This window comes from Streptomyces hawaiiensis (assembly GCF_004803895.1).
GTDB classification, from domain to species: domain Bacteria; phylum Actinomycetota; class Actinomycetes; order Streptomycetales; family Streptomycetaceae; genus Streptomyces; species Streptomyces hawaiiensis.
This window is the reverse complement of the sequence record NZ_CP021978.1, coordinates 2735272-2751340: the sequence shown is the minus strand read 5'-3', so window position 1 is coordinate 2751340 and position 16069 is coordinate 2735272. Positions and strand designations below refer to the sequence as shown.

The following is a 16069-nucleotide window of genomic DNA, read 5'->3' as shown; positions in this document are numbered from 1 at the left end:
GTGCGGAACTCTAGGCCAGGGTCCGGGTCAGGGCTTCTTCGCGGTGACGGTGCGGTACGCGATCTCGGCCAGCCGGGCCTGTCCGTTCACGCTGGGGTGGAAGTAGTCCCAGCGGCTCAACTGGGCGGTGCCGAAGCGGTAGTCGTGCACCGCGCCCCCGTCGTAGCGGCACCGCTTGTCCTCGGCGCAGACCTCCCTCAGCACCTTGTTGTAGTCCTCCACCCGCTTGTGCACCGTGTCCCGCCGCAGAACCGCCGCCGAGTCCAGGGCGTCCGGGTCGCCCAGCATCGACGGGCAGATGCCCAGCTGCCACACCTGTTTGCCCATCGGGCTGGTACGCCCCTGCGACCACAGCCGCTTCAGGTTCGGCACGCTCGCCACGAACACCTGCGCCTTGGGCAGGGCCTTGCGCAGGGAGCGCAGGGAGTCCTCGAAGTCGGCACGGAAGGCGGAGACCGGCGTCATCGCCGAGGGTGTGGACCGGCAGGCGTCGTTCGCCCCGACCATCACCGTCACCAGCTGCGGTTTCCGCCGCACCGCCTGCGCCATCTGCCCGGGCAGATCGGCCATCCGCGCCCCGGTCACGGCGTAGTTCCAGCTCCGCCGGGCGGCCCCGGCCTTCCCCAGCAGCCGCACCGCGAGCGAGTCGACCTCGGGGCTCGCGCCGGTCGCCCAGGACGCCTCCGGACAGTCCGACAGCACGTCACAGGCGTCGAACCCGCGCGTGATGGAGTCACCGACGGCCGCGACCGAACTCGGACTGCGGTCCCACAGGGGCGTGGGCCTCGGCGACGGTTTCGCGGTCTCCGACGGGGCGGCGGAATCGCCCCCCACGGCATCACACCCGGCGACCCCCAGCACGGCCGCCGCGACCATGGCCAGAACGCCCCGTGTGCGACGGCCTCGCTTCCGCATCCCTGGTCCATCCCCTCGCCACGCCGTGCCTGTCTCCCCAACCCATAACAACGCACGAGGGTTCCCGACCGATCAGGTGCAACGGCTCACACCCGTACAAGCGTCCCCCTGGGTGAATGGCAGGCGTTTCCCGGCACCTGGACCGACCGTACGTCACACTCCTTGCTCCGCCGCACGGTAGCCTCGCCATCAACGTGACCCGCCCGGTCACAGCCGTTCCGCCCTTGCACCATGTCCCGCTCTGCCCGGAGGTTCCGGTGACGACACGTGGAGTTCTGTACGTGCACTCCGCGCCGCGCGCGCTGTGCCCGCACGTCGAGTGGGCCGTCGCCGGGGTGCTCGGCACACGCGTCAGCCTGGACTGGATCCGCCAGCCGGCCGCCCCGGGCACCTGGCGCTCGGAGTTCTCCTGGCAGGGCCAGGCGGGCACCGCGTCCAAGCTGGCCTCGGCGCTGCGCGGCTGGCACCTCCTCCGCTTCGAGGTCACCGCGGAACCCTGCGCCACCGCCGAGGGCGAGCGCTACAGCTGCACCCCCGACCTGGGTATCTACCACGCCGTCACCGGCATCCACGGCGACATCCTCATCCCCGAGGACCGGCTCAGAGCGGCCCTGAAGCGCTCGCAGCGCGGCGAGACCGACCTGGAGGCCGAGCTCAGCAAACTCCTCGGCAAGCCCTGGGACGACGAGCTGGAACCCTTCCGCTACGCCGGCGAAGGCGCCCCGGTCCGCTGGTTGCACCAGGTGGTGTAGACGGACTTGAGGGGGACGCGCTGTAGGCGGCGCGGGGCTGTTTCATGTGCGGCTCCGCCGCGTGGGCGCGACCGGCCCCCACCGGCCCGCACCCGGCACACCACTTCACAGAAACGGCGAACGGCCCGAACCCCCCTCAGGGAGTTCGGGCCGAACAACGCTCGGGATCAAATCGTCCGGAACGCCAGGACCACGTTGTGCCCACCGAACCCGAACGAGTCGTTCAGCGCGGCGATCCGGCCCTCGACCGGCAGCTTGCGCGCCTCACCGCGGACGACGTCGGCGTTCGCCTCGGCCTCCGGGTCGAGGTTCTCGACGTTGATGGTCGGCGGAGCCACCCGGTGGTACAGCGCGAGCACGGTCGCCACCGTCTCGACCCCACCGGCACCACCCAGCAGATGCCCGGTCATCGACTTCGTCGCGGACACCGCGAAGTGGTCGGCGTCGTCGCCGAACACCTTCCGCAGCGCCTTCAGCTCGGCGATGTCACCGGCCGGCGTCGACGTCGCGTGCGCGTTGACGTGCACGATCTCCGCCGGGTCCAGGTCGTTGCGCTCCAGCAGGTTCTGCAGGGCCTGCGAGATGCCCCGCCCCTCCGGCTCCGGCTGCACGATGTCGTGGCTGTCGGCGGAGATGCCCTGCCCGACCGCCTCGGCGTACACCCGGGCCCCGCGCTTCGCGGCGTGCTCGGCGGATTCCAGGACCACGACACCGGCGCCCTCACCGAGGACGAAGCCGTCGCGGGCGGTGTCGTAGGGGCGCGACGCGCCCTGCGGGTCGTCGTTGTTCTTGGACATCGCCATCATGTTGCCGAACGCGGCGATGGGCAGCGGGTGGATCGCCGCCTCCGTGCCACCCGCGACGACGACGTCGGCGCGGCCGGTGCGGATCATCTCGATGGCGTAGCCGATGGCCTCGGCGCCCGAGGCGCAGGCGGAGACCGGTGTGTGCACGCCCGCCCGGGCACCCACGGCCAACCCCACGTTGGCCGACGGGCCGTTGGGCATCAGCATGGGCACGGTGTGCGGGGAGACGCGGCGGACGCCCTTCTCCTTCAGCACGTCGTACTGGTCGAGCAGCGTCGTCACGCCGCCGATACCGGAGGCGATGACCGCGCCGAGCCGGTCGGGGTCGATGTTCGGGTCGTCGCCGGCCTTCGCTTCGAAGCCGGCGTCGGCCCAGGCCTCCTTGGCCGCGACCAGCGCGAACTGCGCCGAGCGGTCCAGTCGGCGGGCCTGCGGCCGCGGGATGACCTCGGTCGGCTCCACGGCGACCGGGGCCGCGATCTTGACGGCCTGGTCGGCCGCCCACTCCTGCTCCAAGGGCTTGACGCCGGAACGTCCGGCGATCAGGCCCTCCCAGGTAGAGGCTGCGTCGCCACCCAGCGGTGTGGTTGCGCCGATACCGGTGACGACCACGGTGCGATTGGTCGAGCTCACGGGAATTCTTTCTCCAACGGATCCGAGGATTAAGCGGCGCCACCGCCGGGTGGCGGGGCAGTCAGCCCGAAGGCCTGATCGGCTGATCAGCCCTGGTGCTTGAGGATGTAGTTCGTCGCGTCACCGACGGTCTTGAGGTTCTTGACGTCCTCGTCGGGGATCTTGACGTCGAAGCGCTCTTCGGCGGCGACGACGACCTCGACCATGGACAGCGAGTCGACGTCCAGGTCGTCGGTGAAGGACTTGTCCAGCTGGACGTCCTCAACCGGGATGCCGGCGATCTCGTTCACGATCTCGGCGAGACCGGCGACGATCTCTTCCTGAGTGGCGGCCATGTTGGCGCTCCTTCGTAGATATCCAGAGGGTGTGGCAGGTGTTTCTCTCCGTGCCGGATCGCATGATCCGGCACGGAGTGCCTAGGGGAGGGTAACGACAGTCGCGGCGTAGACGAGACCCGCCCCGAAGCCGATGACGAGCGCGGTGTCGCCGCTCTTCGCCTCGCCGGTCGCCAGGAGCCGCTCCATCGCGAGCGGGATCGAGGCGGCCGAGGTGTTGCCGGTGGTGCGGATGTCACGGGCGACCGTGACGTGCTCCGGCAGTTTCAGGGTCTTCACCATCGAGTCGATGATCCGCACGTTGGCCTGGTGCGGGATGAAGACGTCCAGGTCGTCCACGGTGATCCCGGCCGCGTCCAGCGCCTGCTGGGCGACCTTCGCCATCTCGAACACGGCCCAGCGGAACACCGCCTGGCCTTCCTGGGTGATCGCGGGGAACTTCTCGACCGTCCCGTCACGGTAGTCCGTCCACGGCACGGTCTGCTTGATGGTCTCGGACTTGTCGCCCTCGGAGCCCCACACGGTCGGGCCGATCGCGGGCTCGTTGGCCGGGCCGACCACGACCGCTCCGGCGCCGTCGCCGAACAGGAAGGCCGTCGCGCGGTCCTCCAGGTCCGTCAGGTCGCTCAGCCGCTCGACACCGATCACCAGGACGTACTCCGCCGAGCCCTCGACGATCATGCCCTTGGCGAGCGTGAGACCGTAGCCGAAGCCCGCGCAGCCGGCCGAGATGTCGAAGGCGGCGGCCCTGGCGGTGCCCAGCTTGTCGGCGATCTCGGTGGCGACGGCAGGGGTCTGCTTGAAGTGCGAGACGGTCGAGACGATGACGCCGCCGATCTGCTCGACGGAGATGCCCGCGTCGGCGATGGCCTTGCCGGACGCCTCGATCGACATCGCGGCGACGGTCTCCTCGTCGGAGGCCCAGTGCCGCGTCTCGATGCCGGAGCGCGAGCGGATCCACTCGTCGGACGACTCGATCGTCTCGAGGATCACCTCGTTCGGCACGACCCGGGTCGGGCGGTAGCCGCCGACACCGAGGATGCGTGCGTACGGGGCGCCCTTGCTGGGCTTGATCTTCGCCATGCTCTCCGGCTCCTTGTCAGGCACCCGCCGCGTCAGCGGCAGATGTTGGCGTCTCGGCGATGAGCTCACGAGCCGCGTCGAGATCGGCGGGTGACTTCAGGGCCAGGGTCTTCACGCCGGGCAGGGCGCGCCTGGCGAGGCCGGTGAGGGTGCCGCCGGGGCACAGCTCGACCAGGGCCGTGACGCCCAGCTCCTTGAAGGTCTCCATGCACAGGTCCCAGCGGACCGGGTTGGCGACCTGGCCGACCAGACGGTCCAGCACCTCGCTGCCGGTGGCGACGGCCCGCCCGTCGGCGTTGGAGACGTAGGTGAGCTTCGGGTCGCCGGGCGTCAGGGCCTCGGCGGCCTTGGCCAGCGTGTCGACCGCGGGGGCCATGTGGTGCGTGTGGAACGCGCCGGCGACCTTCAGCGCGACGACCTTGCGCACGCCCTCGGGCTTGTCCGCCTCCAGCGCGGCGAGCTGCTCCTTGGTGCCGGCCGCGACGATCTGGCCCGCGCCGTTGATGTTGGCGGGGGTCAGACCCAGCTTCGTCAGATGCGGGACCGTCACGTCCGGGTCGCCGCCCAGCAGCGCGGCCATGCCCGTCTCGGTGACGGCGGCGGCCTCGGCCATGGCGAGCCCACGGGTGCGGACCAGGCGGAGGGCCTCCTCGTGCGGGAGCACCCCGGCGAGCGAGGCGGCGGTGAACTCGCCGACGCTGTGCCCGGCGACGGCGCCGACCTTCCGCGGGAAGTCGGCCGGGTCCTCGAACAGCAGGGACGCCGACGCCAGTCCGGCCGCGACCAGCAGCGGCTGCGCCACCGCGGTGTCGCGGATCTCCTCCGCGTCCGCCTCGGTGCCGTAACGGATCAGGTCGAGTCCCACGGCGTCCGACCAGGCCTCGAGGGCACCGCGAACACCGGGGAAGTCGAGCCATTCAGTCAGGAAGCCGGGCGTCTGAGCGCCCTGGCCGGGAGCGACGAGTACGAGCACTCTCACACTCTCTCTTGGGAACGGGCACGGCCGCCCGTGGGGACAGGGACGAAGAACACAGGGGGGTTTTGTCGAGCCCCGACAAAACCTTAGGGCTGGAGATCTCCATCGACCAGACGCCCCAGGATCAGCGCGATCCGCAGTGTGAACGCAGAGCGTACATCGGAGGGTGACCAACCGGTGACGTCAGTCACACGTCGAAGCCGGTAGCGGACGGTGTTGGGATGAACGAACAGCATCCGGGCGGCACCCTCGAGACTGCTCGCCTGTTCGAGATAGACGCTGAGGGTCTCCAGGAGCGCGGCCCCTGCCTCCTCCAGCGGTCTGTAGATCTCCTCCACCAGTTGCTCACGGGCCGAGGGGTCTCCGGCCATCGCCCGCTCCGGGAGCAGATCGTCCGCCAGGACCGGGCGCGGGGCGTCCTGCCAGGCGGAACCCGCCTTCAGCCCGGCCGCGGCGGCCTGCGCGGACCGGGTCGCGGCCAGCAGGTCCGGCACCACCGGGCCCGCCACGACCGGCCCGGCCGCGAACGGGCCGATGAGCGACTTGGCGACGGCCAGCGGGTTGTCGCTGCCGCCCGCGATGACGACGAGCCGGTCGCCGAGCACCCCGGTGAGCACCTGGAGCTTGGCGTGCCGGGCCGCGCGCCGTATGGCCTCGACGGTCAGCTCGCTGTCCCCGTCGGGCGCCGTGCCGAGCACCACGCACACGTGCTCGGGCGAGTTCCACCCGAGGGCGGCGGCCCGCGACACGGCACCCTCGTCGGCCTCGCCGCTGAGCACGGCGTTCACGACCAGGGACTCCAGCCGGGCGTCCCAGGCGCCGCGTGCCTCGGCGGCCTGCGCGTACACCTGGGCCGTGGCGAAGGCGATCTCCCGCGCGTAGACGAGCAGCGCCTCACGCAGCACGCGCTCGTCGCCGGGGGCCGCGACCTCGTCGATCGCGCTCTCCATGACCTCGATGGTGGTGCGCACCATCTCCACGGTCTGGCGCAGTGTGATCGCCCGGGTCAACTCGCGCGGCGCGGTGCCGAACACGTCGGTGGAGATGGCCTGCGGGGCCTCCGGACGCCGGAACCACTCGGTGAACGCGGCGATGCCCGCCTGCGCGACGAGACCGATCCAGGAACGGTTCTCCGGGGGCATGGCCCGGTACCAGGGCAGCGTCTCGTCCATCCGCGCGATGGCCTGCGCGGCCAGCGATCCGGACGACTTCTCCAGCCGCTTCAGCGTCGCGGAATGCGGATGGACGGCGTGGGCTGCGGCTTCGTTCTTACTGGTTTCGGGTTCGGGCACGGGACAAGACTGCCTTATCCGGACGGGAAGGTGGGCCGCCGGGTCTACGGTGGACTCCGTGATGGACGTGAGGCGCGCGGGCGAGCGCTACCCCGGAGGGGATTCGGCCGCAGGGATCGAGACGTGGCACGCCTTCTCCTTCGGCCCCCACTACGACCCGGACAACCTCCGCTTCGGTGCGGTGCTCGCGTGCAACGAGGAGCGGCTGGCGCCGGGGGCCGGCTTCGACGAGCATCCGCACAGTCACACCGAGATCGTGACCTGGGTGGTGCGGGGCGAGCTGACCCACCGGGACTCCACCGGGCACGAGTCGGTCGTTCGGCACGGCGATGTGCAGCGGCTCAGCTCGGCGGGCGGGGTGCGGCACGTGGAGCGCAACGACGGCCCGGAGCCCCTGACCTTCATCCAGACGTGGCTGGCCCCGCTCCGGCCAGGCGGCGACCCCTTCCACGAAGTCGTCCACGGCATCGCCGACTCGACGCCCTACGCCGTCCCGGAGGCCGGCGCGATGCTGCACGTGCGGCGCCTCGGACCCGGGGAGCGCACGGCGGTGCCGGACGGGACGTACGCGTACGTGCATGTCGTACGCGGTGACGTCCGTCTGGACGGCGAGGAACTGGGCGCCGGTGACGCGGCCCGGATCACGGGCGCCAAGGGCCTGGAGGCCGAGGGCGTGAGCGAGGCGGAGCTGCTGATCTGGGAGATGACCTAGAGGGCCCGGCCTCTTCTAGAGCTCCGCGCGCACCGCGTCCGTGAACGCCGGCCAGGCCTCGGTCGCCCAGGGGCCGAACGCCCGGTCCGTCAGCGCCACGCAGGCCGCGCCCGCGTCCGGGTCGATCCACAGGAACGTACCCGACTGCCCGAAATGCCCGAACGTGCGCGGTGAGGACGAGGAGCCCGTCCAGTGCGGCGACTTGGAGTCGCGGATCTCGAAGCCGAGCCCCCAGTCGTTGGGGTTCTGGTGGCCGTAGCCCGGCAGGACGCCCTTGGTGCCCGGGTAGTGCACGGTCATCGCCTCGGCGACCGTACGCGGGTCCAGCAGCCTCGGCGCCTGCACCTCGGCCGCGAACCGCAGCAGATCCTCCACCGTCGAGACCCCGTCCTTGGCCGGGGAACCCTCCAGGGTCGTCGAGGCCATGCCCAGCGGCTCCAGCACGGCCTGCCGCAGGTACTCGGCGAACGGGATGTCGGTCGCCCTCGCGACATGGTCGCCGAGCTGCTCGAAACCGGCGTTGGAGTACAGCCGCCGCTCCCCGGGCGGGGCCGTGACCCTGTGCTCGTCGAAGGCCAGGCCCGAGGTGTGCGCGAGCAGGTGCCGGACCGTCGACCCGGTGGGACCCGCGGGCTCGTCGAACTCGACGGCCCCCTCCTCGTACGCGACGAGCACCGCGTAGGCGGCCAGCGGCTTGGTCACCGAGGCGAGCGGGAACCGCTGCCCGGCCGGGCCATGGGTGCCGAGGACGGTGCCGTCCGCCCGTACGACACCCGCCGCAGCGGTGGGAACCGGCCAGTTCTCGATCAGCGCGAGGCTCTTCAGCGACATGCGTTCGAGCCTATGCGCTCAGAGCGTGAGCTCCGGCAAGGGGTCGGGCTCGGGCCGGAACCCGACAGAGCGACGCACGACAGGGCGCGACGTACGACACTCAGGACCGCGTACGCTGACCAGCCGGATCAGGAACGGTCCTGCCGATTTCTTACCGTCGGCGCTTGCTTGGAGTGCACTCCAGGGTTCTAGCGTTGGGGCCATGACGGTGATGGAGACCACGGGGACCAGGACCGACAGCTGCGCCGGCCCGACGCGGCAGCAGAACCGGCGCCCGGACGGCGACGACCACTACACGATCAGCGAGGTCGTCGCCTTCACCGGCCTGACGGCTCACACCCTGCGCTGGTACGAGCGCATCGGACTGATGCCGCACATCGACCGGTCCCACACCGGCCAGCGCCGCTACACCAACCGCGACCTCGACTGGCTCGACCTGGTCGGCAAGCTCCGCCTGACGGGCATGCCGGTCGCGGACATGGTCCGGTACGCGGAACTGGTGCGCGAGGGCGACCACACCTACGGCGAGCGCTTCGATCTGCTGAAGACGACCCGGGAGGACGTCCTGGCCAGGATCGACGAACTCCGGGGCACGCTCGCCGTGCTCGACCGGAAGATCAGTTTCTACGCGGACGCCGGGCGTGCCCTGGCGTCGGAGAGGTCCCGATGACGGACGGCAAGATCACGACGGCGAACCTCGGCGACCACGGTCCCGAGGTGAGCGTCCAGGGCCTCGGCTGCATGGGCATGAGCTTCGGCTACGGCCCCTCGGACGCGGACGCGTCCCGGGCCACCCTGGAACGGGCGCTCGAACTCGGCGTCACCTTCTATGATACGGCCGACGCGTACGGCGCCGGCGAGAACGAGCGGTTCCTGTCGCCGTTCTTCAAAGCCCACCGTGACGAGGTCGTCATCGCGACCAAGTTCGCCCTGTCGATCCCCCCGGACGACCCGACGCGCCGGGTCATCCGCAACGACCCGCCCTACATCCGCCAGGCCGTCGAAGCGAGCCTGAAGCGCCTGGACGTCGATGTCATCGACCTCTACTACATGCACCGGCGTGATGTGAACGTGCCGATCGAGGAGAGCGTCGGCACCATGGCCGACCTGGTCCGCGAGGGCAAGGTCAAGCACCTCGGCCTGAGCGAGGTCACGGCCGACGAGCTGCGTGCCGCCCACGCCGTCCACCCCATCGCCGCCGTGCAGTCGGAGTGGTCGCTGTTCAGCCGTGACATCGAGACGCACGTCGTTCCCGCGGCCCGTGACCTGGGCGTGGCCCTCGTCGCGTACTCACCGCTCGGCCGGGGCTTCCTCACCGGCTCCTTCACCAACGCCGAGCAGGACCTGAGCGCCGGTGACTTCCGCCGTCAGCAGCCCCGTTTCACGGGCGAGAACGCCACGGCGAACGCGACCCTGCTGGAGCTGATCCGCTCGGTGGCCGAGGCCCACGACGCGACCCTCGGTCAGACGGCCCTGGCCTGGACCCAGCAGCAGGCGTCGATCCACGACCTGCCGGTCATCCCGATCCCGGGTACCCGCAAGCCCGCCAGGGTGGAGGAGAACACGGCGGCGACCAGGATCGTCCTGACCGACGAGCAACTGGACCTGCTGGACGGCATCGCGGCCCAGGTGGCGGGCGCCCGCTACGCGGACATGACCTTCACCTCCGCCGGCCGGGAGTAGTGAAGCGCCCCTAGGGGCGCGGGGAACTGCGCGACCGGCCACACACGACCCGCACCAGCCGGCGCGCAGCACCCCGCAGACGCTAAAGCTCCGACAGCAACTGGGCCTTCTTGACCGAGAACTCCTCATCCGTCACCAACCCGGCCTGATGCAACTCACCCAGGTGACGAATCCGCTCGGCGATGTCCGCAGGATCACGGCGCGGCCCGGCCGCTGACACAGCGGCCACCGGTGCGGACGTCCGCACCGCCGCCAGCACCGCCGCGGCGAACGGCAGTGACTCGTGCACCGGCCCGTACCCCAGCCCGAACACCACCGCGGCCGGATCCTGATCCGCCTGCGCGGCGGCCTCTCCCATGTCCCGCCGCAGCAGGCGCAGATGTCCCTCGAACACCTCGGGCGAGCGCCACTCCACCCCGTTCAGCTCCCCGACGGAGAAGCTCTGGTCGCCGGCCTTCCACTTCGCCGAGGACGCCCCCGTCCAGAACCACCGGAAGTTCACGGTCCGTCCGTCGAAGGTCGCCTTGCCGTCGTAGGCCTTGAAGGACAACGGGCCCTTCGGCGGCTCCACCAGGAACCGGTCCGCCGGCCCGGACTCCGTCAGCAGGGTCCGCAGTTCGTCGGCGTAGTACTCCGCGAGGACCTCCCGCTCCGCGGGCAGCACCAGCCGGTAGGGGTCGCCGCTCTCCTTCAGCTGCCCGGCGGCCGCCTCCATCAAGGGGTCCGCCCCGGGGCGCGGCTCGACACGCAGCACGACCGTGCCGCGTTTGCCGTGGGTCAGCGTCACTCCGGCGATCGCCTCCAGGGGCACACGACGTTCCCCGAGGGCCTGGAAGAGCTTGGGTGTTCGAATCCCCCGTTCGTAGCGGATGAGCACGGAGTCGGACTCGAACTCCCAGGCGGCATGAAATCCGGCCAGTACGTCACCCATGCGGCTCATCGTATGCGGCACGCGCTCCTCCGTCCCCCTCCCGAGCAGACCGCAATTCCTTCGCCTCTACGCGCGTCAGACCGCCGCCGTGCCGGACAAACCGGTACGGCAGACGCCGTCTTCGTGCGCGCAGTGCACCGAGCGGTATGCGCCAACGCCGATCTCTGCGAAATTGAACAGACTTGCCGTCCCGGGCTCGAAGTAGCCCGCGTGACCCTTCGCGCCCGCCGCCGACAGCACCCTCGCCCCGAACCCCGTGGACACCGGGTCGGCTCCGTGGCCCAGCCCGCCGACCTCCAGGTAGGGCACGTCCTGGATCCAGTCGTCGGAGTCCCGCATCGCCCACACCCGGGCGCTGGTGTGCAACTGGGCCGCCTTCTCGACGCGCATGCCGGGGCTGCCGGCCACCGCGATGTCGGACACCCGGCCCGGCAGCGTGTGCGCGGCGACGCCGCACACCACGGAGCCGTAGCTGTGGCAGAACAGCGAGACCGGCGAGCCGCCCGGCAGCGACCGCACCAGCGCGTTCAGCCGCACGGCACCCTCCTCGGCACGCATCGCCGTGGCCGAGTCGATGCCGAGTCCGCTGGGCGCCGTGTAGTCGGCCCAGGCGATCACGGCCGTACGGGTCGAGGGGCTCACCTGCCGCTCGGCCGCGTACAGGGACTTGGCCATGCCGACGGGCGCCGTGTACTTGCGGTGGGTGCGCTGGAAGGTGAGCAGGTCGGTGTCGACGCCGGGGACGACGACCGAGACCCGCTCGGCCCTGCGCAGGTTGCCGAAGACCTCCGCCACCCGGCCCGAGCCTTCCGGGTCGAAGGCCAGGATGTGACGGCCCTTCTCCATGAGGTCCTCGAAGCGGTGCAGCCTGCGGCCCGCCTCGTGCTGCCCGGCCGCGGTGAGGCGCTTGTCGTGCATGCGTTCCCGCTCGACCTTGCGCGCCTTGGCGAGCGCGAGGTGGTTGGCGCGATAGCGCAGCTCGACCGGCGCGCCGTTCATGTTGCCCACCGCGAGCGAGTACTTGCGGACCAGGGTCGTACGGTCCTGCTCGGTGAGCGAGGCGAAGAAGCGGGCCAGCCTCGTCGGCTCGGACTGCGGGTCCGGCAGCCGGTGACCGCCGATCCGGCCGTCCTCCCAGGCGGAGAGCGAGGCCTGCAACGGCGTGTCGCCCCGCTGGTTGCGCAGGGCCGTCCAGCCGGTGGTCGCCAGCATCACGAACACGACGGCCAGAGCGAGCAGTGCGCGCCAGACGTTCAGTTGCGGGGAGGTGTCGAAGGAAGTCACTGAAAGGACACACTAGGAGAACGAAGGGGTCTCGCGTTAACCAAGTGACCGGGATCACGTTTCGGTGTATGGGCTAAGGGGACCGCTCCGCACGCCAGTTCCCGGCCAGTGCGGGACCCACCTGATCCAGGTATGTGGTGGTGAGTTCGCGCATTCCGCCGAGGCTGAGGTCGTCCCCCGCGGACCACAACCGCTCGGTGACGCGAATCACCCCGCCGAACAGGGCCACGACGATCCTCGGCCGGGGGTCCGCGTCCACGTCGAGCCCCTCGCGCTCGGCGATGATGCCCGCGAGCTGCTCCTCCAGCTCCACCGACCGCCGCAGATGTGCGGCGAGCAGTGCGGGCGTCGACTCGATCACCCGGTAGACGCGCATGTGGAGCTCGATCGGCACGAGCTCCTCGACGGCCTCGTTGATCGCGTCCCAGCTCTCCAGTACGGCCCGGCGCAGCGCCTCCAGCGGCACCTCGCCCGGCGGGCGCGTGCGCAACGCCTCGACGACGAGGGTCTCCGCCAGGCGCGGCACGAAGAACGCCGTCTCCTCCTTGCCAGCGAAGTAGCGGAAGAAGGTGCGCTGCGAGACGTCCACGGCGGCGGCGATGTCGTCGACGGTCGTTTCCTCGTACCCGCGCGTGGCGAACAGTTCCAGCGCGGCCCGCAGCAGTGCGTCCCGGGTGCGCCGCTTCTTGCGTTCGCGCAGGTTCAAGACATGCCTCTCGTCTGAAGTGTTCTCCCAGTTCAGGCTATACGGGGATGTCGTGTCAGTTACCGACTAGTGAATCGGTTTGTCATTTGTCAGTGGCTGTCACTAGCCTCGCGGTATGACTAGTCAGACCACCATCGACTCGACGGGGCCGGGGGGCAAGGTACCGGCGTCGCCGTCGGACGCAGCGCCGGGCAAGGGCCTGCGAGGGCACCCCTGGCTCACCCTCATCACCGTCGCCGTGGGGGTCATGATGGTGGCCCTCGACGGCACCATCGTGGCCATAGCCAACCCGGCGATCGGCAAGGATTTGGGGGCCGCATGGTCGGATCTCCAGTGGATCACCAACGCCTACTTCCTCGCCCTCGCGGTCTCCCTGATCACCGCGGGCAAGCTCGGTGACCGATTCGGTCACCGGCAGACGTTCCTCATCGGCGTGGCGGGCTTCGCCGCCTCCTCGGCCGCCATCGGGCTGTCCAAGGGCATCACGGCCGTCATCGTCTTCCGCGTCTTCCAGGGTCTCTTCGGCGCCTTGCTGATGCCGGCCGCGCTCGGTCTGCTGCGGGCCACCTTCCCGGCCGAGAAGCTGAACATGGCCATCGGCATCTGGGGCATGGTCATCGGCGCGTCCACCGCGGGCGGCCCGATCCTCGGCGGCGTGCTCGTCGAGCACGTCAACTGGCAGTCGGTGTTCTTCATCAACGTGCCGGTCGGCGTCCTCGCGGTCGCCCTCGGCGTGCTGATCCTGCTCGACCACCGCGCCGAGAACGCCCCGCGCTCCTTCGACCTCCTCGGCATCGTCCTGCTGTCCGCCGCGATGTTCTGCCTCGTCTGGGCGCTGATCAAGGCCCCTGAGTGGGGCTGGGGCGATCTGAAGACCTGGGCGTTCATCGTCGCCTCGGTCGTCGGCTTCGGGCTCTTCGCCGTCTGGGAGACGAAGGTGAAGGAGCCGCTGATCCCGCTGGGGCTGTTCCGCTCCGTCCCGCTGTCGGCGGGTGTCGTCCTCATGGTCCTGATGGCCATCGCCTTCATGGGCGGCCTGTTCTTCGTGACGTTCTACCTCCAGAACGTGCACGGGATGAGCCCGATCGACGCCGGTCTGCACCTGCTGCCGCTCACCGGCATGATGATCGTCGGATCCCCGCTCGCCGGCGTGATGATCACCAAGTTCGGCCCGCGCATCCCGCTGGCCGGCGGCATGGCGTTCACCGCGATCGCCATGTACGGCATGTCCACGCTGGACGCACACACGGGCAGCGGCGTCATGTCCGTCTGGTTCGCCCTGCTGGGCCTCGGCCTCGCGCCCGTCATGGTCGGGGCCACGGAAGTCATCGTGGGCAACGCGCCGATGGAGCTGTCCGGTGTCGCCGGCGGTCTCCAGCAGGCCGCGATGCAGATCGGTGGCAGCCTGGGTACGGCCGTGCTGGGCGCGGTCATGGCCTCCAAGGTCGACAGCGAACTCGCCGGCAACTGGGCGGACGCGGGGCTGCCGCCGCTCACCCCGGCCCAGGCGGAGCAGGCCGCGCTGGCCGTCCAACAGGGGAGCGCCCCGGTGCCCGAAGGCACGCCCGAGCAGATCGCCGCGAAGATCACCGAGGTCGCGCACACCACGTTCATCGACGGCATGAGCCTGGCCTCCCTGACCGCCGCGGGCGTGGCGGCCGTCGCCGTGTTCGTCGCGTTCCTCACCAAGCGCGGTGAGAACGCGCAGGCCGGTGCGGGAGCGGCGCACATCTGACGCTCCCCGGTGGCTCGTTCGCCTATCAGGATGAACACGGCCGCCGAACCCTCCCCTTCGGCACGCGCCGCAGGTCACAGTGGGTCAAGTCCTCCGCAGGACATGGAGGGTGAACGCTGCGGCGCGCTGCCGGAGGGGGGCGGCGCGCAGGCAGCGGGATTGAAACGCGGGTACGGGGTACTCGCCATGTCGTACCCGAATAGAACCCCAACCGACCGAGGGTTTACGGGAGTTGATGATGGCGAGCTTCGGACACGGTACGCGCAGGCACCCCCGCTCACGTAGCCGGACGTGGTCACGGACCGGGACGGATCGCGCGACACTCGGACTCATCGGAGTCATCTGCGCCGTTGCGGGCTTCTTCGTGCTGGGGATCGTTCTCGGTCCCGCCGCGATGGTCTGCGGCTGGCTCGCCATGGGCCGCGCCTGGTCGGGCTCGCGCCCCACCGCGGCCGTGGTCGCCCTGGTCCTGGGCGCCATCGACACGCTCCTGGCCATCATCTGGCTGTCCGGAGCGGCCACACCGGGCATCGGAATGTTCTGACCCGAGTGCGGCAAGGGAAAGGGCCCCCGGCGACGCACCGGGGGCCCACCCGTGTGCCCCGCGCTACTCGACCGATGTCCCCTTGAGCGCCGCCACCTCCCCCCGCAGCGCCCGCACCTCCTCGGTCAGCTCCCGTATCGCCTCGGTCTGCCGCCGCCCCTCGACGTCGTCCTTCTCGAACCGTGCGATGAACCAGGCGGCGATGTTCGCCGTCACCACACCGAGCAGCGCGATCCCGGACAGCATCAGCCCGACGGCCAGCATCCGCCCCAGCCCGGTGGTCGGCGCCATGTCCCCGTACCCCACGGTGGTCATCGTGGTGAACGCCCACCAGACCGCGTCCCCCAGGGTGTGAATGGAGGCACCGGGCTCGTCCCGTTCCACCTCCAGCACGGCCAGCGCACCGAAGACGAGCAGTCCCAGGCACGACCCCGCGACATACGTGGTGACCCGTACCTGCGACGCCAACCGCGCCCGCTGCCCGGCGAGGAACAGCATCGACACCAGCTTCAGCAGCCGCAGCGGCTGCGCCAGCGGCAGCACCACGGCCAGCAGCGCCAGCGGATTGCCGCGCACGAACCGCAGCCGGTCCTCGGCCAGCCGCAGGCGGACCAGATAGTCGGCGGCGAAAGCGGCCCACACCGCCCAGTTGGTGACATGGCACGCGGTGAGCACGTCCCGCGAAGCCGCCGGAGCCACGATCGGGACGGCGTAGGCGATCGCGAACAGCACGGCCAGCGCCAGCAGCGGGCCTTGGGTGCGCCGCTCCCAACGGGCCAGAGTGGTCGATGCGGTCATCGGGAGCGTCATGGAAGCATGGTAGGAAACGCGTGGGGCGGCACCGGTCAGGG

At 70.5% G+C, this 16069-nt stretch carries 17 protein-coding genes; 6 read left to right on the top strand and 11 right to left on the bottom strand.

What is annotated here, in order from left to right; translation table 11 throughout:
* Positions 1-27: 27 nt before the first annotated feature.
* On the bottom strand, positions 28-915 hold the full coding sequence (locus CEB94_RS12725) for an SGNH/GDSL hydrolase family protein (RefSeq protein WP_175432326.1): 888 nt from the start codon (positions 913-915) through the stop codon (positions 28-30).
* 257 nt (positions 916-1172) lie between these two features.
* On the opposite strand from CEB94_RS12725, the gene CEB94_RS12720 reads away from it, so the two are divergent.
* Entirely contained in the window at positions 1173-1667 is a 495-nt protein-coding gene (locus CEB94_RS12720) for a DUF3145 domain-containing protein (protein WP_175432325.1), read from the top strand.
* 167 nt (positions 1668-1834) lie between these two features.
* Here CEB94_RS12720 and fabF read toward each other — a convergent pair whose 3' ends face one another.
* The 5 genes from fabF to fasR form a co-directional block, all read right to left on the bottom strand.
* Positions 1835-3106: a beta-ketoacyl-ACP synthase II gene (fabF, locus tag CEB94_RS12715; protein WP_175432324.1), complete on the bottom strand. Its 1272-nt coding sequence runs from the start codon at positions 3104-3106 to the stop codon at positions 1835-1837.
* A gap of 86 nt (positions 3107-3192) precedes the next feature.
* Positions 3193-3441 (bottom strand): acyl carrier protein, encoded by a 249-nt coding sequence (locus CEB94_RS12710; protein ID WP_031131297.1) that lies wholly within the window; start codon positions 3439-3441, stop codon positions 3193-3195.
* Positions 3442-3522: 81 nt separating this feature from the next.
* Positions 3523-4524: a ketoacyl-ACP synthase III gene (locus CEB94_RS12705; protein WP_175432323.1), complete on the bottom strand. Its 1002-nt coding sequence runs from the start codon at positions 4522-4524 to the stop codon at positions 3523-3525.
* A gap of 16 nt (positions 4525-4540) precedes the next feature.
* Positions 4541-5497: an ACP S-malonyltransferase gene (locus tag CEB94_RS12700; protein ID WP_175432322.1), complete on the bottom strand. Its 957-nt coding sequence runs from the start codon at positions 5495-5497 to the stop codon at positions 4541-4543.
* Between the two features lie 89 nt (positions 5498-5586).
* The gene (gene fasR, locus CEB94_RS12695; RefSeq protein ID WP_175432321.1) at positions 5587-6792 is read right to left on the bottom strand and encodes a fatty acid biosynthesis transcriptional regulator FasR; all 1206 of its coding nucleotides are present in this window, start codon (positions 6790-6792) and stop codon (positions 5587-5589) included.
* Between the two features lie 58 nt (positions 6793-6850).
* On the opposite strand from fasR, the gene CEB94_RS12690 reads away from it, so the two are divergent.
* The gene (locus CEB94_RS12690; RefSeq protein WP_246111783.1) at positions 6851-7504 is read left to right on the top strand and encodes a pirin family protein; all 654 of its coding nucleotides are present in this window, start codon (positions 6851-6853) and stop codon (positions 7502-7504) included.
* 15 nt (positions 7505-7519) lie between these two features.
* Here the strand turns inward: CEB94_RS12690 and CEB94_RS12685 are convergent, their stop codons facing one another.
* Complete coding sequence (locus tag CEB94_RS12685) at positions 7520-8335, bottom strand: serine hydrolase domain-containing protein (protein WP_175432320.1); 816 nt, start codon at positions 8333-8335, stop codon at positions 7520-7522.
* A 202-nt stretch (positions 8336-8537) separates the two neighbouring features.
* Here CEB94_RS12685 and CEB94_RS12680 point away from each other — a divergent pair, with 202 nt between their 5' ends.
* Positions 8538-9005 carry a MerR family transcriptional regulator gene (locus CEB94_RS12680; protein ID WP_175432319.1) on the top strand — a complete coding sequence of 156 codons (468 nt, stop codon included), beginning with the start codon at positions 8538-8540 and terminating at the stop codon, positions 9003-9005.
* Positions 9002-10018, top strand: coding sequence for an aldo/keto reductase (locus CEB94_RS12675; RefSeq protein WP_175432318.1), 1017 nt, complete (start codon positions 9002-9004; stop codon positions 10016-10018). The genes CEB94_RS12680 and CEB94_RS12675 overlap by 4 nt, the downstream gene beginning before the upstream one ends.
* Before the next feature lie 82 nt (positions 10019-10100).
* Here CEB94_RS12675 and CEB94_RS12670 read toward each other — a convergent pair whose 3' ends face one another.
* From CEB94_RS12670 to CEB94_RS12660, 3 genes are all read right to left on the bottom strand, one after another.
* Entirely contained in the window at positions 10101-10958 is an 858-nt protein-coding gene (locus CEB94_RS12670) for a DUF4429 domain-containing protein (protein WP_175436980.1), read from the bottom strand.
* Between the two features lie 66 nt (positions 10959-11024).
* A complete protein-coding gene (locus CEB94_RS12665; protein ID WP_175432317.1) occupies positions 11025-12233 on the bottom strand; it encodes an alpha/beta hydrolase family protein in 1209 nt (402 codons plus the stop codon).
* Positions 12234-12306: 73 nt separating this feature from the next.
* The gene (locus tag CEB94_RS12660; RefSeq protein WP_246111782.1) at positions 12307-12939 is read right to left on the bottom strand and encodes a TetR family transcriptional regulator; all 633 of its coding nucleotides are present in this window, start codon (positions 12937-12939) and stop codon (positions 12307-12309) included.
* A 115-nt stretch (positions 12940-13054) separates the two neighbouring features.
* Between CEB94_RS12660 and CEB94_RS12655 the strand changes: the two genes are divergently transcribed.
* Together CEB94_RS12655 and CEB94_RS12650 are read left to right on the top strand one after the other, a co-directional pair.
* A complete protein-coding gene (locus CEB94_RS12655) occupies positions 13055-14674 on the top strand; it encodes an MFS transporter (protein ID WP_175432316.1) in 1620 nt (539 codons plus the stop codon).
* Positions 14675-14909: 235 nt separating this feature from the next.
* Positions 14910-15218: a small hydrophobic protein gene (locus tag CEB94_RS12650; RefSeq protein ID WP_175432315.1), complete on the top strand. Its 309-nt coding sequence runs from the start codon at positions 14910-14912 to the stop codon at positions 15216-15218.
* Between the two features lie 63 nt (positions 15219-15281).
* Here CEB94_RS12650 and CEB94_RS12645 read toward each other — a convergent pair whose 3' ends face one another.
* Positions 15282-16028 carry a potassium channel family protein gene (locus tag CEB94_RS12645; RefSeq protein WP_246111781.1) on the bottom strand — a complete coding sequence of 249 codons (747 nt, stop codon included), beginning with the start codon at positions 16026-16028 and terminating at the stop codon, positions 15282-15284.
* Positions 16029-16069 lie beyond the last annotated feature (41 nt).

Coding starts and splice junctions, on each gene's coding strand:
- CEB94_RS12725 (WP_175432326.1), bottom strand. CDS start 915: ATGCGGAAGCGAGGCCGTCGCACACGGGGCGTTCTGGCCATGGTCGCG.
- CEB94_RS12655 (WP_175432316.1), top strand. CDS start 13,055: ATGACTAGTCAGACCACCATCGACTCGACGGGGCCGGGGGGCAAGGTA.
- CEB94_RS12650 (WP_175432315.1), top strand. CDS start 14,910: ATGATGGCGAGCTTCGGACACGGTACGCGCAGGCACCCCCGCTCACGT.
- CEB94_RS12675 (WP_175432318.1), top strand. CDS start 9,002: ATGACGGACGGCAAGATCACGACGGCGAACCTCGGCGACCACGGTCCC.
- CEB94_RS12685 (WP_175432320.1), bottom strand. CDS start 8,335: ATGTCGCTGAAGAGCCTCGCGCTGATCGAGAACTGGCCGGTTCCCACC.
- CEB94_RS12680 (WP_175432319.1), top strand. CDS start 8,538: ATGACGGTGATGGAGACCACGGGGACCAGGACCGACAGCTGCGCCGGC.
- CEB94_RS12670 (WP_175436980.1), bottom strand. CDS start 10,958: ATGAGCCGCATGGGTGACGTACTGGCCGGATTTCATGCCGCCTGGGAG.
- CEB94_RS12705 (WP_175432323.1), bottom strand. CDS start 4,524: ATGGCGAAGATCAAGCCCAGCAAGGGCGCCCCGTACGCACGCATCCTC.
- CEB94_RS12645 (WP_246111781.1), bottom strand. CDS start 16,028: ATGACGCTCCCGATGACCGCATCGACCACTCTGGCCCGTTGGGAGCGG.
- CEB94_RS12710 (WP_031131297.1), bottom strand. CDS start 3,441: ATGGCCGCCACTCAGGAAGAGATCGTCGCCGGTCTCGCCGAGATCGTG.